The 17,283-nt window shown below is 68.0% G+C and carries 29 protein-coding genes; 26 read left to right on the top strand and 3 right to left on the bottom strand.

All coding sequences use genetic code 11. The features are described 5' to 3' along the window. The first annotated feature begins 14 nt into the window (after positions 1-14). The 5 genes from FB157_RS47910 to FB157_RS08415 all read left to right on the top strand — a co-directional run bounded on the left by FB157_RS47910 (position 15) and on the right by FB157_RS08415 (position 2,177). The gene (locus FB157_RS47910) at positions 15-155 is read left to right on the top strand and encodes a hypothetical protein (protein ID WP_222440920.1); all 141 of its coding nucleotides are present in this window, start codon (positions 15-17) and stop codon (positions 153-155) included. A 14-nt stretch (positions 156-169) separates the two neighbouring features. Beyond that, complete coding sequence (locus FB157_RS08400; protein ID WP_145877515.1) at positions 170-667, top strand: hypothetical protein; 498 nt, start codon at positions 170-172, stop codon at positions 665-667. Between the two features lie 62 nt (positions 668-729). Further along, the gene (locus FB157_RS08405; protein ID WP_145877516.1) at positions 730-1,296 is read left to right on the top strand and encodes a hypothetical protein; all 567 of its coding nucleotides are present in this window, start codon (positions 730-732) and stop codon (positions 1,294-1,296) included. A gap of 69 nt (positions 1,297-1,365) precedes the next feature. Then, a complete protein-coding gene (locus FB157_RS08410) occupies positions 1,366-1,545 on the top strand; it encodes a hypothetical protein (protein WP_145877518.1) in 180 nt (59 codons plus the stop codon). 167 nt (positions 1,546-1,712) lie between these two features. Continuing rightward, the gene (locus tag FB157_RS08415) at positions 1,713-2,177 is read left to right on the top strand and encodes a hypothetical protein (protein ID WP_145877519.1); all 465 of its coding nucleotides are present in this window, start codon (positions 1,713-1,715) and stop codon (positions 2,175-2,177) included. A 49-nt stretch (positions 2,178-2,226) separates the two neighbouring features. Here FB157_RS08415 and FB157_RS08420 read toward each other — a convergent pair whose 3' ends face one another. Genes FB157_RS08420 through FB157_RS08430 form a run of 3 tightly spaced genes read right to left on the bottom strand, consistent with a single transcriptional unit; the run spans position 2,227 to position 2,947 of the window. Continuing rightward, positions 2,227-2,427, bottom strand: a complete 201-nt coding sequence (locus tag FB157_RS08420; protein WP_145877520.1) for a hypothetical protein — start codon at positions 2,425-2,427, stop codon at positions 2,227-2,229. Next, entirely contained in the window at positions 2,424-2,720 is a 297-nt protein-coding gene (locus FB157_RS08425) for a hypothetical protein (protein WP_145877521.1), read from the bottom strand. The genes FB157_RS08420 and FB157_RS08425 overlap by 4 nt, the downstream gene beginning before the upstream one ends. Next, positions 2,717-2,947: a hypothetical protein gene (locus FB157_RS08430; protein WP_145877523.1), complete on the bottom strand. Its 231-nt coding sequence runs from the start codon at positions 2,945-2,947 to the stop codon at positions 2,717-2,719. Before FB157_RS08430 ends, FB157_RS08425 begins: the two co-directional genes overlap by 4 nt. 102 nt (positions 2,948-3,049) lie before the next feature. Between FB157_RS08430 and FB157_RS08435 the strand changes: the two genes are divergently transcribed. The 21 genes from FB157_RS08435 to FB157_RS08525 all read left to right on the top strand — a co-directional run bounded on the left by FB157_RS08435 (position 3,050) and on the right by FB157_RS08525 (position 17,283). Beyond that, positions 3,050-3,466 (top strand): WYL domain-containing protein, encoded by a 417-nt coding sequence (locus tag FB157_RS08435; protein ID WP_145877524.1) that lies wholly within the window; start codon positions 3,050-3,052, stop codon positions 3,464-3,466. A 9-nt stretch (positions 3,467-3,475) separates the two neighbouring features. After that, positions 3,476-3,805, top strand: coding sequence for a hypothetical protein (locus FB157_RS08440; protein ID WP_145877526.1), 330 nt, complete (start codon positions 3,476-3,478; stop codon positions 3,803-3,805). A 56-nt stretch (positions 3,806-3,861) separates the two neighbouring features. Then, the gene (locus FB157_RS47180; RefSeq protein ID WP_186581409.1) at positions 3,862-4,038 is read left to right on the top strand and encodes a hypothetical protein; all 177 of its coding nucleotides are present in this window, start codon (positions 3,862-3,864) and stop codon (positions 4,036-4,038) included. Next, the gene (locus FB157_RS47185) at positions 4,035-4,190 is read left to right on the top strand and encodes a hypothetical protein (protein ID WP_186581410.1); all 156 of its coding nucleotides are present in this window, start codon (positions 4,035-4,037) and stop codon (positions 4,188-4,190) included. Before FB157_RS47180 ends, FB157_RS47185 begins: the two co-directional genes overlap by 4 nt. Positions 4,191-4,228: 38 nt before the next feature. After that, positions 4,229-4,480, top strand: a complete 252-nt coding sequence (locus tag FB157_RS08450) for a hypothetical protein (protein WP_145877527.1) — start codon at positions 4,229-4,231, stop codon at positions 4,478-4,480. Positions 4,481-4,517: 37 nt separating this feature from the next. Beyond that, on the top strand, positions 4,518-4,730 hold the full coding sequence (locus FB157_RS08455; RefSeq protein ID WP_145877529.1) for a hypothetical protein: 213 nt from the start codon (positions 4,518-4,520) through the stop codon (positions 4,728-4,730). 39 nt (positions 4,731-4,769) lie between these two features. After that, positions 4,770-4,892: a hypothetical protein gene (locus FB157_RS48260; RefSeq protein WP_261386209.1), complete on the top strand. Its 123-nt coding sequence runs from the start codon at positions 4,770-4,772 to the stop codon at positions 4,890-4,892. 139 nt (positions 4,893-5,031) lie between these two features. Further along, positions 5,032-5,541, top strand: coding sequence for a hypothetical protein (locus FB157_RS08460; protein ID WP_145877531.1), 510 nt, complete (start codon positions 5,032-5,034; stop codon positions 5,539-5,541). A gap of 71 nt (positions 5,542-5,612) precedes the next feature. Next, complete coding sequence (locus tag FB157_RS08465; protein WP_261386210.1) at positions 5,613-6,851, top strand: phage terminase large subunit; 1,239 nt, start codon at positions 5,613-5,615, stop codon at positions 6,849-6,851. A 156-nt stretch (positions 6,852-7,007) separates the two neighbouring features. Further along, positions 7,008-7,289: a hypothetical protein gene (locus tag FB157_RS08470; protein ID WP_145877534.1), complete on the top strand. Its 282-nt coding sequence runs from the start codon at positions 7,008-7,010 to the stop codon at positions 7,287-7,289. After that, positions 7,286-8,893 carry a phage portal protein gene (locus FB157_RS08475; RefSeq protein ID WP_145877536.1) on the top strand — a complete coding sequence of 536 codons (1,608 nt, stop codon included), beginning with the start codon at positions 7,286-7,288 and terminating at the stop codon, positions 8,891-8,893. The genes FB157_RS08470 and FB157_RS08475 overlap by 4 nt, the downstream gene beginning before the upstream one ends. Positions 8,894-8,904: 11 nt before the next feature. Continuing rightward, positions 8,905-10,251 carry a head maturation protease, ClpP-related gene (locus FB157_RS08480; RefSeq protein ID WP_145877538.1) on the top strand — a complete coding sequence of 449 codons (1,347 nt, stop codon included), beginning with the start codon at positions 8,905-8,907 and terminating at the stop codon, positions 10,249-10,251. Further along, entirely contained in the window at positions 10,248-11,651 is a 1,404-nt protein-coding gene (locus FB157_RS08485) for a phage major capsid protein (RefSeq protein WP_145877540.1), read from the top strand. The genes FB157_RS08480 and FB157_RS08485 overlap by 4 nt, the downstream gene beginning before the upstream one ends. A 96-nt stretch (positions 11,652-11,747) precedes the next feature. Then, a complete protein-coding gene (locus FB157_RS08490) occupies positions 11,748-12,167 on the top strand; it encodes a hypothetical protein (protein WP_145877541.1) in 420 nt (139 codons plus the stop codon). Positions 12,168-12,172: 5 nt separating this feature from the next. Next, complete coding sequence (locus FB157_RS08495) at positions 12,173-12,640, top strand: hypothetical protein (protein ID WP_145877543.1); 468 nt, start codon at positions 12,173-12,175, stop codon at positions 12,638-12,640. Between the two features lie 505 nt (positions 12,641-13,145). Continuing rightward, positions 13,146-13,874, top strand: a complete 729-nt coding sequence (locus tag FB157_RS08500; protein ID WP_145877545.1) for a hypothetical protein — start codon at positions 13,146-13,148, stop codon at positions 13,872-13,874. Next, a complete protein-coding gene (locus FB157_RS08505; protein ID WP_145877547.1) occupies positions 13,871-15,247 on the top strand; it encodes a hypothetical protein in 1,377 nt (458 codons plus the stop codon). Before FB157_RS08500 ends, FB157_RS08505 begins: the two co-directional genes overlap by 4 nt. Positions 15,248-15,249: 2 nt before the next feature. Next, entirely contained in the window at positions 15,250-15,648 is a 399-nt protein-coding gene (locus tag FB157_RS08510; protein ID WP_145877549.1) for a hypothetical protein, read from the top strand. Between the two features lies 1 nt (position 15,649). Next, the gene (locus tag FB157_RS08515) at positions 15,650-16,108 is read left to right on the top strand and encodes a hypothetical protein (RefSeq protein ID WP_145877551.1); all 459 of its coding nucleotides are present in this window, start codon (positions 15,650-15,652) and stop codon (positions 16,106-16,108) included. Then, positions 16,109-16,849, top strand: coding sequence for a hypothetical protein (locus FB157_RS08520; RefSeq protein ID WP_145877553.1), 741 nt, complete (start codon positions 16,109-16,111; stop codon positions 16,847-16,849). It abuts the gene before it with no gap. Continuing rightward, on the top strand, positions 16,849-17,283 hold the full coding sequence (locus tag FB157_RS08525; protein ID WP_145877554.1) for a hypothetical protein: 435 nt from the start codon (positions 16,849-16,851) through the stop codon (positions 17,281-17,283). Before FB157_RS08520 ends, FB157_RS08525 begins: the two co-directional genes overlap by 1 nt.

Raw genomic sequence — 17,283 nt, forward strand, 5'->3', positions numbered from 1 at the left:
GGATCTTCTGGCCCATGGCTGCACTCCTTGGTGCAGTCGGGCTGCATGCACTCGCACCCCGTCGTGCACCGCTGCTCTATCTCGGGCCCGCCGCCTGCACCATCGCCGTCCTCGCTATCGCAGTCCTGTACGTGACCGCCATCTGGAGCCCCTGATCCCCATGCCGTACATGGCCATCAATCTCGGCGGCGTCGCCCTCGGCGTCGCCATCGTCCTCGTCTTCCTGCTCCGCTGGTGGTTCAAGGAAAAGCGTCAGTGGGCTGCCCTCGTCCCGTTCGTTCTCTCCCACCTCTATGGCATGCTCGCCGCCCTGGCCGCGCTCGGCTCGTTCTCCGCGCTCGGCTTCGCCACCTGGGCCACTCTCTGGGCCGCGAACGTCGCCGGGTACACCGGCCTCGTCTGGGGCGTCGGCGGCACCGCCCCGAACGTCACCCGCGCCCACCAGCTCGCCCTCACTCCCGGCGGCTACGTCATCGTGTTCCTGTTCACCGCAGTGCTGTTCGCCCTGTGGAAGTGGGCACCCCGCGTGCCCAACGGCAAGCTCGCTGCCGGTGCGTTCTCCGGGGTGGCCGTCGCCCTGTCCGGAACCGTGGCCGGCGTGGCCGCAGTGCCGCTGGGCTCGTCGGTGAACCTGCTCGGGGCGTGGTTCACGGGGGCGTTCGCGTGAGCGGGGGAGAAGCCTCGGAGGCCGTCGCCGAGGAGGCTGAGGAGGTAGGGGAGTCGGACGGCATGAGCGAGCGCACCGCCAAGGTGATCGTCCTCCTCGTGGCGGCCGGCGCCCTGGTGGGTGTTGTGATCGCATTCCCCTACATCGCCTACTTCGTGGCCGGAATCCTGGCCTGCCGCGGCTGGGACAAGGCCCGCGCCTGGCGTGCCCACCGCGCTGAGACCGAACCTGCCGAGGACGACGAAGAAGCTGACGAGGTGGACATCGTCGAAGCCCTTCAGCAGCTCGGTCGTAGCGTGCTGCTCACCGAGCTGCGCGCAGAAGCGGGACTGCCCGACACGAAGACCGTGAAGACGCTTCTCGGCGAGGCCGGCATCCCATGGCGGGCGGGCGTCCGCACAAGCGCGGGTAACGGGCCGGGCGTCCACCAGGATGACATCCCCGCCTCTTCTCTCGTTGCCGACGGCGACCATGGGGAGCGTTGTTGCTGCAGGTCAGACGCCAACGCCAACACCAACAACGACTGCGAGGAGGAGCCGGAAGAGGGGTTGCGTGTACAACGCATCGGCACCGACGGGTACATCCTGTACGACCCGAAGGACACCGTCCGCCACCACCGCGTCAAGTAGCCGACGCCACACCGAGGCCCCGTCGCAGACTCCTCCCGCGGCGGGGTCCTTCTGCGTCACCATGTGCCCATGCCCGCCACGATTCGGTTCACCGGTGACGACAAAGACATGACCCTCGACGAGCTGGCCGCGTTCGTGAAGGCCGCTCGGCAGGCCGGCGTGCCCGGTGACAATCCGGTGCGGGCGGATCTGTCGATGTCGGGGAAGATCAAGCACGTTGAGGTGTTGCTGGACGACGATGCGAGTTGACAGCGCTGCGACACTGGCCGTGTGGTCGGGTTTCGAGCGCCGCGGCTACCCCCTGAGAGGCCCTGCCGGGCCTCCCCGTCCCGGCGGGGCCTCGCCCATTCCCCCGCGCACTGTCGACGGCCGCGGCTAGGATCCGCGGCATTCAACACCGCGCCACTGGGGGGACCATGCGCCACACCACCACCGCCATCCTGCTCACCGTCGGCCTCGCACTCGCCGGCTGCACCAGCGGCAGCGCCAGCAAGCCGGCCGCCAAGCCGAAGGCCACGCACACCGTGACCACCTACACGTTCGACGACTGCAAGGCCCTGCTGGAGAAGCACTATCAGGCGGGCAACGTCCACGACGCGGAGGCCGAACCGGAGTGCAGGGGGCTGACGCACGGCCAGTACACCGAGGCGGTCAAGGCCGTTGTGATGGGCCACAAGGACGAGATCGTTGCCGACGCGAAGGCGAAGGTCATGTACGACCAGGTATGGGACAGTCTCGGCACCGCGGATCAGCAGTCGGTGTGCGACACGATGGACACGTCGAGCCCGGAGGCTGTGGGCGCGATGCTGGACGGGATGGTGGATGACCCGTCGGTGGATACGACGAAGATGGCGCAGTACTTCTACGACGAGAAGTGCTGACCCACGTGCTGCGGCCCCGCTCCGGATCACCGTCCGGGCGGGGCCGTCGTCATGCGGTGGGCTGGTTGAACAGTTGTCGGACGCGCGCCTCTTTCGTGTCGTAGTAGGCGGCCAGTTCCTCGTGGTTGAACTCGCCGTCGCGCCGGATCGCGCGCCACGTGTACCAGGCCAGGAGGTACGTGTCGTGGTCGGGGAAGTCCGTGCCGCGGGGCTCGTCTGTTGGCTCGGGAGGGACGGCGATCGTGATCACGTTGGATCCTCCTCCGGGCGCACCGGGCCCGCGTCCAGGTCGGCCACTGCGCGGAACCGGTGCCCGCACGGCAGCCAGCGAAGGCGCAGCGCCGTCTCGTACACGCCGAACGCCGGGGCTTCCACGCGTTGATCGATGCGTTCGGCGGCAGCACCACACGCGGGGCAGGGCGGGAGTGGCGGCAGGGGGTCGCCGCTCAGGATGGTACCGAGGGCCTGTACGGGCCGGTTGTTGAGTTGCTGCCGCAGTGCGGCTACCTGCTCGTTGGTGAGCTGCTGCACGGTCTCGCTCATGTGGTCGTCTCCTCGCTGCTCACCGGGCGCTCGGTAGCCAGGATCTCCCGTCCCTCCATGATGAGCCGCCTCACGGTCTCTCGGCTGTAGCCCGTCGCTTCGATGATGTCCTTCTGCTGCATCTCATCCGCCGCCTTGGCCAGGGCCTTTGCGCGCTCCGTCTCGGCTTCGGCGACTGCGTCTTCGTAGTCGTGGCGGATCTTCTGCACGTCGTCTCGGGTGACCATGCCTCCAGAATGCCTCATGAATTAGGCCTAGTCTAGTTGACATGCCTTACGGATTAGGCCTAGAGTATTAGGCATACGGAACGGCGCACCGAGGGGGACCCGATGAGGCACACCAAGAACGAGACCACCACCCAAACCCTCACCCGCCTCATCAAGGCCGCCGACCGCCAGCACCCCGTGACCATCACGGCGTTGAAGGAAGAGAAGGACGACGCCGGCAAGAAGACCGGCCAGCTCGTCGAAACGACCAGGACGATCGAGGTCTACGACTTCTACGTCAGCACGGCCGGCGACATCGTCATCAAGGCCATGGACCGCGCCACCGGCGAGACCCGCTCCTTCCGCCTGGACCGGATCCTCAGCTATTCGATCCACCGGAGCCGCTACCTCGTCGCCCGCCCGGCCGCCGACGACAAGCCGGCCCGAACCACCGGCCTCGCCACCGTCACCGTCCTGTACCCGATCGACTGCCCCGCCACCACCCGCGTCCAGATCCTCGCCGACGCGCTGGCCGCATAGGAGGCCCCGATGCCCGACCCCACCCCCGAGCAGATCCGCGCGTCCCTCGCCGACTGCAACCTCCGCCGCCACGCCTGGCGCTGCTTCCAGGAGAGCACCCGCCGTAACGCACTCCGCATCGCCCGCATCACCGACCGAAAGGACACCCCGATGACCCAGCAGACCGCCGCCCTGCCTGTCGACCCCGCCCGGCTCGCCGACCTGCTCCTCGCCCCCGGCGCCGACTCCAACACGCTGTACCGGCAGCTCGCCGGGCAGGTCGGCCCTCGCCCCGCCCGCCAGGCCCTGGCCGGCGCCCACAGCATCGCGGCTGAACGCCTGTGGGCCGAGACCGCCTGAAGCACGCCCCCGCGACCGCTGACCCCGCCCTACGCTCAACCCACGAAAGGCCTGTCATGAACGAGTACCCGTACCTGCCTGCCGAGTGCCGCAACGGCTCCTGCGGCCACGCCGCCGACCGCTGCATGCGCTACCGCTCCCGCCGCTGCCTGTCCGGCGAGTGCACCCACGCCCGCCAGAACCTCCTGTGCGGTGTGAACTACCCGACCGCCACCAGCAAGGCCGGTCGATGAGCGCCCCGAACCCGATGGGCTGCGCCCGCTGCGGTATCGACCAGCGCGGCCACGGCATCCAGGCCGGTGCCGACGGCAGCCACACGTGGGAGCAGCCCACCCCGGAGCAGATCAAGGAACGCATGCTCGCCCGCCGTTCGGGCCGCGCCTAACCCGCCATACCCTCAACCCACCGCGAAAGGACCCCGTCATGGAGAAGCTCAACCCCAACGCCCTTGCCGAGTCCGGCGACAATGACCTCGACGAGCGGCCCAAGGTGCAACCCGTCACCGAGGCGATGATCCGCGCGCACGTCATCGGCGCCGAGGAACTCCCCCCTTACAGCGCCCGCCCGTTCTCCGCATGGCTGTACGAGACGTGGAACGAATTCAACGCGGACGGCAAGCTGACCAACGGCCAAGTGATCGCCGGAGCGCTCGCTGACTGGCGCGGCAACGCCTAAGCCGCTACTGACCCACCGCCACGAAAGGACCCCAGCCATGGACGCCCGCGAAGCCACCGAGGCCGCCGAGGCCACCGAGCACAGCTTCCGCCGCTACGAGCAGCGCATCAACAGCCTGGAGTACGGCATCGACGGAGCCCTCGACATGCTCGACACCCTCGCTGAGCGTGCCGACGACAGCGACTCGGACCTCGCCGAGTCGGTCAGGAACGTCCGCCGCTTCCTCGACGGCTACCGCAACCCGCAGTAGCCCCGCCGCCTGACCGCCCGACACGACAGGACGAACCCCATGCCCGACGATGAAGAGCGCGAGCCCGTCTACTGGTTCTGCAACGACTGCGGCGAAGAAGTCGACGACGAGACCGCCACCTGCTGCGACGACGGGGAGAACGAACCCTCCTACGACGACTGACCCCACCGCACGCCAGAGGGCCCCGACCGCCGCCCGGTCGGGGCCCTCCGCCATGCGCGCACCTGCCACCAGTTGCACACCTCGTTACCATCAAACCACGCCCACCAGTAACCAAGCCACCAGGAGGGGGAACCACGCCATGCCCACCGGCAACCCCCCGTACAACCCCAACCAAGAACAGCGCAACGGCAAGGGCCAGTACATCCGCACCCCGGAGAAAGCCGCCGAAGACGCGGCCATCGCCGAATGCTGGTCCCAGGGTGGCCTCACCTACGAAGAAGTCGGCAAGCGCTTCGGCGTCAGTAAGTGGGCCGCCATCGCCGCGGTCCGCCGCGCCGTCCGCGAGGTTGTCCAAGAAGCTGGCGAAAAGGCGCTCAAGGTCCACTTGGACCGCATGGAGTACCTGTTCGCCAAAGCGGTCGAGGTCGTCGAGGCGGACCATGTCGTCGTGTCGCACGGCCGGATCGTCAAGGACGACGAAGGCAACCCGCTCCGTGATCACGGCCCGGTGCTGGCGGCGATCAACTCGGCGCGGCAGTGTCTGGAATCCGTGCAGTCTCTGACCGGCATGAAGCAGCCCACGAAGATCGAACACAGTGGTGGGGTCAAGTACGAGCTGGTCGGTGTCGACCCGCAGGACCTTGTGTGACCACTGTCGTGCGGTACGAACCGCGCGGCGGCGCCAAGCAGCTGCTGTCGGCGAAGGAACAGGAAGTCTGCGTGGCCGGCCCGGCGGGTACGGGGAAGTCGCTGGCCATGCTGCAGAAGGCGTTCTACACCAGCCTCATCGTGCCCGGCTGCCGGTCGTTGATTGTCCGCCAGACCCACGCTGCGCTTACCGGGTCGACGCTGGTGACGTTTGAGCAGCAGGTCGCGCCTGCGGCGCTCGCTGATGGGATCGTCCGTTGGTTCGGCGGGTCGCCACGGAAGCCTCCCGCTTACCAGTTCGCGAACGGCGCCGAGATCCTCGTCGGCGGCCTAGACCGCCCCGAGAAATTTCTCAGCACGGAGTTCTCGCGGATCTATGTGGATGAGGCGACGCAGATCAGCCTCACCGCGCTGGAGACCCTGATCACCCGCCTCCGTGGCAACAGCGAGACGTACCGGCAGATCGTGTTGGCCTGCAACCCAGACCACCCGAAGCACTGGATCAAGCAACGCTGCGACGACGGCACCATGCGCATGATCCACAGCCTGCACCGGGACAACCCCCTCTACGTCAACCTCGACGGCTCCCTCACAGAGCGCGGCATCGACTACATGGCCAAGCTCGACGCCCTCACCGGCGTCCGCCGCCTCCGCTACCGCGACGGCATCTGGGCCGCAGCCGAAGGCCTCGTGTACGAGGGCTGGTCCGAACCCGTCCACGTGGTCGAACCGTTCGACGTGCCAGACAGCTGGACCAGGTGGGTCAGCATCGACTTCGGGTACACAAACCCCTTTGTCGCCCAGCTGTTCGCCGAAGACCCCGACGGCCGGCTCTACCTGATCCGCGAGTGGGTGCGGACACGCATGCTCGTCGAGGATCACGCCGACGTCATCCGCGACCGGCTCCTGAAGGACCAGCCGCGGCCGCGCGCCATCATCACCGACCACGACGCCGAAGACCGCGCCACCCTCGAACGCAAGCTGGGCATGGGCACGCAGGCAGCGCACAAGGGCGTCTCAGACGGGATCCAGGCGTTCTCCGCCCGGCTCAAGGTCCAGGGCGACGGCAAGGCCCGGCTGTACGTGTTCCGTGACGCGCTCCTCGAACGCGACCCTGAGATGGACGCCGCCTCCCTCCCGATCGGCCTGGCCGAGGAGGTGGCCGGCTACGTGTGGGCGGTCAAGCCGGGCAACGCGGGCGGCCTGAAGGAGGAGCCGGTGAAGGAGAACGACCACTCGATGGATGCCGCCCGTTACATGGTCGCGGAGCGGGATTTGGGCGGGACGCCGCGGGTGCGGGTCCTCGGTTGATCCCGGGCTGTTGTCGAGGTAGCAAGATTCTGCTAGCACGCGATCGTCGGCCGGAATCCTTTATTTACAGGAGTGACTCCGGTTCTGCTTGACACGGCTGAGAATATGCTGTTGTCGGGATCCGACAATCACGGGCGCGCGAGCAGGGGAGGGTACGTGGCCACCACGCTCTACGACACCCTCGCCCGCGCCACCCAACAGGAGTCCCGCCAGCCGCGCATTCCGGCGGTCGTCACCCGCGCCGTTCACCGTGCTACCACCCAAGTCCGGGCCACCGCCAGCCGCCTGTCCGGCAGCCTCCTCACCGTCACGGGCTTGGGCTGCATCGACGTCGGCGCGTTCGAAGCCCACCCGATCGCCGGTTGGATCACCACCGGTGTGACCGTGCTGCTCCTCGACTGGAAACTTGACCCACCGCCGTCCGGCGGTGACGTGTGACCAGCCTCTTCGGGAAGTTCCTCGCCAAGAGCAGCGGCGGGCAGCCGCCTGTTCCGTACGCCGGCCGCGGGTTCCTGCGGCAGAGCATGATGGACGGTGGCGCGGACCCGGCCAGTTACATGCGCGCATACGGCAGCTCGGGCACCGTGTTCAGCATCGTGTCCATGCTTGCTCGTCAGACCGCGAAGAAGGGCTGGCACCTCTACCGGCAGCAGCCGCAGGACGGCCGCAGGCGATACACCACCGGTGACAAAGGCTCCGATCAGCGGACCGAGGTCATCAAGCACCAGGCCATATCAGTGTGGAACAAGCCGAACCCGTTTATGAGCGGTTTCCAGCTCCGTGAGATGGCGCAGACGTACCTCGACCTGACCGGCGAGGCGTACCTGATCGTCCAGCGCGACTCCCGCGCGACGTTCCCGACCGGGCTATGGCCGGTGCGCCCGGACCGGATCGACCCGATCCCGTCCCGCGAGGACTACCTCGCCGGATACGTCTACCGAGGTCCGTCGGGTGAGGCTGTGCCGTTGCAGCCGAACGAGGTTATCCAGGTCAAGTACCCGAACCCCTTCGACCCGTACCGCGGGCTCGGGCCGATTCAGGCGATCCTCGTCGATATCGACGCCGCCCGCTATTCGGCGCAGTGGAATCGGAACTTCTTCCTGAACTCGGCGACGCCGGGCGGTGTGATCCAGGTCGACCGACGCCTGTCGGATGACGAGTGGAACGAGTTCACCAACCGGTGGCGCGAGGCTCACCGCGGGGTCGGTGCAGCCCACCGGGTCGCCGTGCTGGAGCAGGGCGCGCAGTGGGTGTCCAACAGCATGTCGATGCGGGACATGGACTTCGGGAACCTCCGCGGTGTCGCCCGGGATGTGATCCGGGAAGCGTTCGCCATGCACAAGGCCATCTTGGGCACCAGCGACGACGTCAACCGCGCGAACTCCGTCACCGCGCAGGAGCACTTCGAGAGTTTCCTGCTCACCGACCGGCTCGACCGGTGGAAGGACGCCCTCAACTGCTCCTACCTGCCGCTGTTCGGTAGCACTGGCGAGGGCGTCGAACTCGACTACGAGGACCCGGTCACCAGCAACCGCGAAGCCGACGCACTGGAACTGCAGTCGAAGGCCACGGCGGCACAGACCCTCGTCGCAGCCGGCTATGACCCGCAAGCCGTCCTGGAGACGGTCGGCCTGCCGGAGATGCCCGTGGTCGAGAAGGCGACGCAGGCCCCGGCGGCACCGCCTGGCTGGGTCCTGGAGACGCCCGAGGCCGCACCGTCCGAGCAAGCCGCCGCGGTTGCCTCGCTGCTGTCCGGCGGCATCGACAACGCGCAGCGCTGGGTGGCAGTCGCGCACGAAGACGAGAACACCTGCCAGCCGTGCCGCGACAACGACGGCCAGACCTACAAGAACCGGGCCGACGCTTACGCCGACTACCCGAACGGCCAGGGCTACAAGGACTGCATCGGCGCACAGTACGGCAACTCGTGCCGCTGCAAGGTCGTCAAGCGTGGCCGGAAGGGCGGCGAGGAGCCGAGTGACAGCCTGGAGGAGCTGATGGCGCAGCAAGTGCCTACGTGGAACCGGGCGGGTGCCCGATGAACGTCGACTCGATGCGGCGCAACGCTCGCCGCCTCACCAACCTCGTACAGCAGCCCCCGGCAGCCGGCTGGTACCGGGTCATACGTAACACTGCTGGTGGTCCGACGCGGGTCGACATCTACGACGAGATCGGCGGTAGCTGGCTCTCCGAGGGCGTCACCGCGGTCGACTTCATCGCGGAACTCGGGCAGATATCCGGTGACCTTGAGGTCCACATCAACTCCCCGGGCGGCGACGTCTTCGACGGCATCGCGATCTACAACAGCCTCGCGCAGCGCCCCGGGAACGTGACGACCGTGGTCGACGGACTCGCCGCCTCCGCCGCGTCGTTCATCGCGCAGGCGGGCACGACGCGGGTCGTCGCCCCAGGCGCGATGATGATGATTCACGACGCGTCCGGAGCCTGCTTCGGCAACGCCGGCGACATGCGGGACCTCGCCGAACTCCTCGACAAGGTGTCCGACAACCTCGCCAGCATCTACGCCGACCGGGCCGGCGGCGACGCCGAGGGCTGGCGTACCGCGATGCGCACGGAGACGTGGTACACGGCTGACGAGGCTGTGAAGGCGGGTCTGGCGCATCGGGTGGCGGAGCGGCCGGAGCAGAATGCGCTCGCCGCGGTTGCCCAGTTCGACCTTTCGGTGTTCGCGCACGTCCCCGACCGGCTGACGAACGCCGTGCGTCCGACTGCGGCCGATGGTTCGCAGCCGCACGAGCCGACGCCGTACAAGCCTGGCGAGGACGAGACCGTCGCGTGCCCGGTGTGCGAGAAGGGCAACGCGCCGGACGCGCGGTTCTGTGACCAGTGCGGGACGAAGATGGTCGGCCGGGAGGACGTCACCGAGACCGAGGCGCACGGCCAGCCCGCGGTGCGGGGCGTCGAGTCGATGCCGATCGTGGCGAAGGCGCTCCCGGTGCATCACACGGCCACCGTGGATGAGCCGTGGGACGGGCCGGCCGCGGTCGCCGCGATGCCGAACGACGACACCGTCCTGCGCTACTGCTTCGCATGGCAGTCCGACGAGGCCGCGGGCACTCCCCACAAGGAGGGGGACAACGACGCGGACGACAAGAAGGGGAACTACAAGTTCCCTCACCACAAGAGCAAGGGCGGCCCCGCGAACCTCGCGGCTTGCCGTAACGGCCTTGCCCGGCTGGAGGGATCGAAGATCCCAGAGGGCGACAAGGCCGGCGTCCGCGCCCATCTGCAGGCCCACCTCGACGACGCCAACAAGAGCAGCGGCGAGGGCAAGAGCGGCACCGATAACCACGCCGAGGACTTCCCCGCGTGGCTCAACACCCACGACTCCGCGCCGCTTCCGGCGTGGCTGGCAAACGCCGAGGAGGCGACGAAGTGACCACCACCATCCCGGACTCCCCGGCGGCACTGGCCGAGGTACTCAACGACGCGGACAAGCTCAAGGAACTCTGGGCTTCGAAGGAGAAGCTCGCCGAGTTCATCGAGGGCTACGCCGGCGCCGTCGACAAGTCGAACCGCGGTGAAATCAACGCGCAGGCACGTGAGCAGATGCAGCTCGTCCTCGCCGAGTACCTGAAGAACAACGGCAGCGACGCCAAGCCCCCGGTGGACCTGGCGGGCAAGCGCGCCGACAACCTGCGCCCGGAGATCCAGGGCCTCGGATCCGGAGCGCGGCAGAGCCTGTACAACAAGCGTGCCCCCGGCGCGGCTGCTGACGGCATCTTCGACGACGCCAGCGAGTACTTCCGCAGCACGTGGTACCGCGCGGACCGGCTCCGTGACTTCGAGAAGCTTCGGCCCAAGCTGGAGCGTCTCGTCGAGATCCAGAACAGCTACGGCTCCGAGGTGCCGGCGGATGGTGGATTCCTGATCCCCGAGGAGCTGCGCTCCGAGATCCTTCAGGTCGCACTGGAGACCGCAGTCGTCCGGCCGCGCGCGACGGTGATCCCGATGTCGTCGCTGCGGGTCCCGATCCCGATGATCGACGACACCTCGCACCAGTCGTCCATCCTCGGTGGCGTCGTTGGCTACTGGACTGAGGAAGCCGCGGGCCTCACGGAGTCCCAGGCCTCGTTCGGCCGGGTTGTCCTGGACGCCCGGAAGCTCACTGCGTACGCCGAGGTCCCGAACGAGCTGCTGATGGACGCCCCGGCGTTCTCCGGGTTCTTCAGTGGGACGTTCCCGAAAGCGATCTCGTGGTTCGAGGACGTTGCGTTCCTCTCCGGCACCGGCGTGGGCGAGCCGCTCGGCTTCATCAACTCCCCGGTGTCCGTACAGGTCCCTGCCGAGTCCGGGCAGCCGTCCGGGACGATCGTCTGGGAGAACATCGTCAAGATGTACAGCCGCATGCTGCCCACCAGCCTGGGCCGCGCGGTGTGGATCTGCTCCATCGACACCTTCCCGCAGCTCGCCACCATGGCCCTGTCCGTCGGCACCGGCGGCGGCCCGGTCTGGATCGGCAACATGGCCGGCGGCCAGGGCGGCATGGACTCCCCGCCCGCGACGATCCTCGGTCGCCCGGTCTTCTTCACAGAGAAGGTCGGGCCGCTCGGCACCACCGGCGACATCTCCTTCGTGGACCTGTCGTACTACCTCATCGGTGACCGGATGCAGATGGAGACCAGCAGCTCCGAGCACTACCGATTCGCCAACGACAAGACCGCGTACCGCGTGGTCGAGCGCGTCGACGGCCGCCCGTGGCTGCAGTCAGCCATCACTCCGAAGAACGGCAGCTCCAACACGCTGTCCCCGGTCGTCCAGCTCGCTTCCCGGCCGTAACCCAGCTTCACCCCAGCCACCGTGTGGTGGCTGGGCCCATCCCGCCCTGCAAGGGCTTGATCGGCGGCAGTAACGCCCCGCCGGGGAGGTAACACCATGGCAGGCATGTACGGACTCGGGCGCGTCATCAACGTGATCCCGATCGCCGCAGGAAACGCGTTCAAGCTGCGCGGAGCGTCGGCGGTGACGTTCGTGTGCACTGGGAACGACACCTTCACCGTTACCGCGTCCAGCTCGTTCGGCGGCTCCTACTCCAGCCCGGGGAACATCATCACCCGGAAGGCGACGTGCACCGCGACCAACGGCACGGCCGCGTGGGTGGAGTCCACTCAGGCGGCATCCAACGCGGTCACCATCGCGTCCGGCACGGTGGTTTTCAGCGTGCTGACGTCGCAGCTCGCCGACCCCAACGACTACGTCAAGGTCAGCGTCGGCGGCTCCGGTCTCGTGACGGCGATCCTGCACGACCTGATCGTGCAGCGGAAGCCGTCGAACCTCGAAATCCTGGGGGCCTGACCGCGATGACCACGCTCATCCAGAACAAGGATGTCCGGCTTCTCGCGGCCGGCATCGCAGTCAGCCGCGCCACTGCGACACTGCCGCAGACCGCGCAGTCGTCGCTGTTCACCATCTCCGGCGGCCGGATCCTCGTGGTCGCTCTGGTCGGTGAGGTCACCACCGCGATCCAGGCGCAGGCCACCACCGTGCAGCTGATCGGTACCCCGACCAGTGGCACCGCAGTGAACCTGACCAACGCCACTGGTGACGTCAACGGCAAGGAGATCGGCGCGACCGTGACCCTGCCGACGACACTCGGCGGCACCGCGGCGGTGAACAACGCGGGCGGCAACATCACCCCGTCCGCGACGTGGCTGCTACTGCACCCCGGAACCATCGACCTCAAGACCGTCGCCAGCTCGACGGGCGCCATGAAGTGGGACCTGCTGTACATCCCGCTCGACACGGCCGCGTCGGTGGTCGCGGCCTGACATGGCGATCGAAGTCTGCACGTCGTGCACCTGCCGGTTCGCGGTGGGCCTGCTGCGCTGCCCTCAGTGCCAGGCCCCCGCGCCCCGGTTCGCCGACCGCATGAAGGAGAACGACATGCCCAGGATCACCGTCGCCGGGGGTCCGTCGAACGCCGACGCGCAGCCCGGCGAGCCCGGCTACATCGAAGGGAGTGAGCAGCCATCAGCTGGTACCAGCTCCTCGACATCCGACGCCAAGCACGCGCCGAGTTCGAACGAGACCCCAACGTCGTCGGACCGCCCACAGCGTGCCCCCGCGACGGAGAACCCCTCAAGCCCGGACCACCGTCCGAGCCCGGAACCTTCTTCTGCCAGTTCGACGGATGGCAGTACCCCCGCGACTGGGTCCAGCCGGAACCGCCGGCAGGCCTCTTCGACGGGGTCGCGGAAGGGCCAGGGAGCTACGGCGGACTCCCGTAAGACCGACAAGTCCTGAGCCAGCAAGATCTGGGAGGAGGAGATCAGCATGACCGCAACCGGCTACGTGTCCACCACCGGCGACACCCGCAAGGTGAACAAGTCCGGCGACACCATGACAGGCGAGTTGACGCTGCCCGACTCCTCCCCGGACCAGGCACTGAACGCCGCGTCGAAGGGCTACGTCGACGCCGTGGCCGCAACAAAGGCCGCGCTCGCGCACGCTGCCCAGCACGCCGCCGCAGGCGGCGACCCGGTGACGCTGACGCAGGCACAGGTCACCGGGCTCGTCTCTGCACTCGCCGCGCTGGCCCCGCTTGCCGGCGCCCACTTCACCGGCGATGTCACTGTCGACGGCTACACCACTTTGCAGGGCGGCCAGTTCAATTCCGACTTCGCCGCGTTCGGCAGCATGACATTGATCGGCACCGGCAAACGCGTCCGGTTCCGGCCCACGGGCGGAGACGTCGACGTCGAGGGCGGCGGCAAGGACGTCTACGTCTCCGTCTGGTCCGGCGAGGACTTCAGCGGGACTCAGCACACCTACCTGCGCCTGGAGTACAACGCCGGGATCGCGCACGCGGTCGGCACGTGGGTGTTCAGCGACAGCCCGTTCGGCGGGGGTCACACGCTGACGGGTACGACGGCCGGCTTCTACGGGGCCGCCCCGGTCGCGCAGCAGACGGTCACGGGTTCCCGTGGCGGGAACGCTGCGCTTGCGTCCCTTCTGTCGAAGCTCGCCTCGCTCGGGCTGATCGTGGATGGGACGAGCGCATGACTGACGTGATCGCAGGCCAGACCGTGGCGCTCCTGTCGCAGTGGTACGACTTCTCCGGCGGCTCCCTCGTCGACCTCGACGCCACCCCCACCATCACCATCACGAGCATTGCCACCGCGGCGACCGCGCTCGCCGCGACCAGTAGCGGCGTCACCCACCCCGGCACTGGCAGCTACGGCTACGCCTGGACCCCCGCCTCCAGCCTCGCCCCTGGCGCCTACCTCGCCACCTGGACCGGCCTCAAGTCCAGCAGCCCGGTCACCGCGACCGAGACCATCACCGTGTACGCGCCGGCATCCGCCGCGGCCACGAACACGTCTCCTGAGGGCATCTGGTACGCCACGCGTGAAGACGTCATGCGCGCGCTCGACGTGAAGGAGACCGCGCGTAACCGGCGGCAGATCGACGACGCTCTCGAATCCGCGTCACGCGGCATCGAGGGTCTCTGTCACCGCCGCTTCTACCCGGTGCTGGCCACGCGGCTGTTTGACTGGCCGCCGCGCGCGGGGATGACGCCGTGGATCCTGCGTCTCGATGATCAGGGGCTGATCACGGTGGCGACGCTCGCCTCGGGCGGGCAGACGATCGCATCCACGGACTACAACCTCGAACCAGTCAACTCGGGGCCCCCGTTCAACCGCGTCGAGATCAAGCTGTCGTCCGACGCAAGCTTCGGTGGCGGCGACACCTACCAGCGAGACGTACAGATCGCAGGCCTGTGGGGCTACCGCAACACCGAAACCACCCTTGGTTCAACAACCGCAGCCATCACCAGCACAACGGCCACCACCATCACCGTGGACGGCCCGACCTCCGCGCTCGTCGGCGTTGGCAGCGTGCTGCGCATCGACTCCGAACGCATGCTTGTCACCGAGCGGACGCAGGCCAGCACCGGTCAGACCGGCAGCATCACCGCCGGTAAGGGCGACGTCACCCTCACTGTCGCCAACGGCGCTGCCTTCGCGGTCGACGAGGTGATCCTCCTCGACTCCGAGCGAATGCGGATCGACGACATCGCGGGCAACACCCTCACCGTGGAGCGTGCCTACGACGGCACGGTCCTTGCCGCGCATACCACCGCGACGATCTACGCGCCGCGTACCCTCACCGTGACCCGCGGCGCCCTCGGTACCAGCGCCGACATACATGCCTCCGGCAACACCGTCTACCGGTGGAACCCTCCGGGGCTTGTCCACCAGCTGGCGAAGGCCGAAGCCATCTCGCAGCTGCTGCAAGAGCGTTCGGGCTGGTTCCGCAGGGCGTCGTCCGCGTCCGGTACCAAGGGCGGCGAGGTCACCCAGGACGCCCTCAAGGATCTCCGCGACCAGACGTACACCGAGCACGGCCGCAAGGCCCGACACAGGGCGGTGTAGCCATGCCGGGAATCGACTTCAACGTTCGCACCGCCAAGCGGGGCCCCATGTTTGACGGGCGCACCGCGAAGGCGATGCACGCCTACCGCGATGAGATCAGCCTGCGGATCGCCGAGGAAGGCGAGAAGCTGATCCGGCAGCGCCTCAAGGTCGTGCTGCAGCACCCGACCGGCTACTACGAGTCGCGGATCAGCGTCGACCGGGCCGGGGACGGCTATCGGGTCTCCGACGGCGGCGTGATCTACGGGCCGTGGCTGGAAGGTACCGGCAGCCGCAACAGTCCCGTGACGCGGTTCCCGGGCTACGCCACGTTCCGGCGGACCAAGCCCCTGGTCGACAAGCGGGCGCGAGAGATCGCGGTCCGGCTGCTGGCCCGCTACAAGGCGATGGGGCTGATCTGACATGACCCTCGACATCCGCACCATCCTCGACGCGGTGGAGTCGCATGCGCTGGCGTCCGGATTCTTCCAGGCCGTCAACGGGCACGAACCCAAGAGCGCTCCGCAGAACGGGCTTACGGCCGCTGTGTGGGTAGAGCAGATCGGCCCGGCCCGCGGCGGCTCCGGCCTCTCGTCGACGAGCACGCGGCTGGCGTTGTTCGTGCGTCTGTACACGTCGATGCTGCAAGAGCCCGAGGACGCCATCGACCCGGACCTGATGACCGCCCTCGACGCCCTGATGGCCGCCTACTCCGGTGACTTCACCCTCGGTGGTCTGGTCCGCGACGTCGACCTCCTCGGCACCTACGGCGACCCGCTCGGCGCGCGCGCCGGCTACCTGACGACGTCCGGCGCCGAATACCGGGTGATGACGATCACCCTTCCCCTCATCGTCAACGACCTCTGGGAGCAGGTGGCATAGGTGGCGAAGTCTTCCGGCCTCGGCGACAACTTCTACATCGCGGGCTATGACCTGAGTGGCGACCTCGGCAGTGTCAGCCTCTCCGGCGGCCCGGCCACGCTCGAAGTCACCGGCATCGACAAGAGCGCGTATGAGCGGATCGGCGGCGTGCGCACCGGCAGCGTGTCGTGGAAGGCGTTCTTCAACCCGGCCATCGGCGCGGCGCACGAGCGGTTCAGCAGCCTTCCCACGGCGGACGTGATCTGCACGTACATGCGGGGTACGGCGCTCGGGAATCCGGCTGCGTGCCAGGTGTCGAAGCAGATCAACTACGACGGCACTAGGGCGGACAGCGGCGAGTTCACGTTTGCTGTCGAGGCGCAGTGCAACGGCTTCGGCCTGGAGTGGGGCCAGCAGCTCACCGCGGGCAAGCGCACAGACAGCGCGGCGACAAACGGCGCGAGCATCGACACGGCGGCGTCGGCCAGCTTCGGGGCGCAGGCCTATCTACAGGTGTTCAGCATGACCGGCACCGACGCCACAGTGAAGATCCAGGACTCGGCGGACAACAGCAGCTTCGCGGACGTCACCGGGCTCACGTTCACGCAGGTCACCGCCGGGCCGACGTCGGAGCGGATCGCTACCGCCTCGGGGGCGACGGTCCGCCGCTACCTGCGCGCCGTGACCACGACGACGGGTGGCTTCTCGTCGCTGGTGTTCGCGGTCGTCGTCGTCAAGAACCAGGTGGCGGTGAGCTTCTGATGAACCGTATCCAGCCCCAGATGGGCGCCGAGGCGTACAAGACGTACTCCATCGTCGCGCCGCCCTCTACGCACTTCCGTAAGGCCACCTGCGCCGAAACGGACTGCCCCGACTACCTGAACGGCTGGCGCGTCCGCGTCGAGGGCCTGGAACCGGAGATGGTCCACGCGGCGAAGACGTCAGGCCGCAAGTACAACGAGGTACGCATCGCCGAAGGCGAAACGTGGCTGTACTTCGAGGCCGGGCAGCCCTGCTTCCGCGCCAGCGAACACCGGCTGCGCCTCGACCGGCCCGAGCTGTACCTCGTCCGGGACGGGGACTGGCGGGGCAACCCCCGCGGCACCAAGACGCGGATGCACCAACGCCCAGAACTCTGGGTGGAGGACTTCGGCGAGCACCAGCAGAACATCGCAGACCAGATCGAAAGGGGTTGA

Origin of the sequence: Streptomyces sp. BK340 (assembly GCF_007827595.1) — a bacterium.
In the GTDB taxonomy this organism is placed as follows: Bacteria; Actinomycetota; Actinomycetes; order Streptomycetales; family Streptomycetaceae; genus Streptomyces.

Coding starts and splice junctions, on each gene's coding strand:
- FB157_RS47910 (WP_222440920.1), top strand. CDS start 15: ATGGCTGCACTCCTTGGTGCAGTCGGGCTGCATGCACTCGCACCCCGT.
- FB157_RS08400 (WP_145877515.1), top strand. CDS start 170: ATGGCCATCAATCTCGGCGGCGTCGCCCTCGGCGTCGCCATCGTCCTC.
- FB157_RS08405 (WP_145877516.1), top strand. CDS start 730: ATGAGCGAGCGCACCGCCAAGGTGATCGTCCTCCTCGTGGCGGCCGGC.
- FB157_RS08410 (WP_145877518.1), top strand. CDS start 1,366: ATGCCCGCCACGATTCGGTTCACCGGTGACGACAAAGACATGACCCTC.
- FB157_RS08415 (WP_145877519.1), top strand. CDS start 1,713: ATGCGCCACACCACCACCGCCATCCTGCTCACCGTCGGCCTCGCACTC.
- FB157_RS08425 (WP_145877521.1), bottom strand. CDS start 2,720: ATGAGCGAGACCGTGCAGCAGCTCACCAACGAGCAGGTAGCCGCACTG.
- FB157_RS08430 (WP_145877523.1), bottom strand. CDS start 2,947: ATGGTCACCCGAGACGACGTGCAGAAGATCCGCCACGACTACGAAGAC.
- FB157_RS08435 (WP_145877524.1), top strand. CDS start 3,050: ATGAGGCACACCAAGAACGAGACCACCACCCAAACCCTCACCCGCCTC.
- FB157_RS08440 (WP_145877526.1), top strand. CDS start 3,476: ATGCCCGACCCCACCCCCGAGCAGATCCGCGCGTCCCTCGCCGACTGC.
- FB157_RS47180 (WP_186581409.1), top strand. CDS start 3,862: ATGAACGAGTACCCGTACCTGCCTGCCGAGTGCCGCAACGGCTCCTGC.
- FB157_RS47185 (WP_186581410.1), top strand. CDS start 4,035: ATGAGCGCCCCGAACCCGATGGGCTGCGCCCGCTGCGGTATCGACCAG.
- FB157_RS08450 (WP_145877527.1), top strand. CDS start 4,229: ATGGAGAAGCTCAACCCCAACGCCCTTGCCGAGTCCGGCGACAATGAC.
- FB157_RS08455 (WP_145877529.1), top strand. CDS start 4,518: ATGGACGCCCGCGAAGCCACCGAGGCCGCCGAGGCCACCGAGCACAGC.
- FB157_RS48260 (WP_261386209.1), top strand. CDS start 4,770: ATGCCCGACGATGAAGAGCGCGAGCCCGTCTACTGGTTCTGCAACGAC.
- FB157_RS08460 (WP_145877531.1), top strand. CDS start 5,032: ATGCCCACCGGCAACCCCCCGTACAACCCCAACCAAGAACAGCGCAAC.
- FB157_RS08480 (WP_145877538.1), top strand. CDS start 8,905: ATGCGGCGCAACGCTCGCCGCCTCACCAACCTCGTACAGCAGCCCCCG.
- FB157_RS08490 (WP_145877541.1), top strand. CDS start 11,748: ATGGCAGGCATGTACGGACTCGGGCGCGTCATCAACGTGATCCCGATC.
- FB157_RS08495 (WP_145877543.1), top strand. CDS start 12,173: ATGACCACGCTCATCCAGAACAAGGATGTCCGGCTTCTCGCGGCCGGC.
- FB157_RS08500 (WP_145877545.1), top strand. CDS start 13,146: ATGACCGCAACCGGCTACGTGTCCACCACCGGCGACACCCGCAAGGTG.
- FB157_RS08505 (WP_145877547.1), top strand. CDS start 13,871: ATGACTGACGTGATCGCAGGCCAGACCGTGGCGCTCCTGTCGCAGTGG.
- FB157_RS08510 (WP_145877549.1), top strand. CDS start 15,250: ATGCCGGGAATCGACTTCAACGTTCGCACCGCCAAGCGGGGCCCCATG.
- FB157_RS08515 (WP_145877551.1), top strand. CDS start 15,650: ATGACCCTCGACATCCGCACCATCCTCGACGCGGTGGAGTCGCATGCG.
- FB157_RS08525 (WP_145877554.1), top strand. CDS start 16,849: ATGAACCGTATCCAGCCCCAGATGGGCGCCGAGGCGTACAAGACGTAC.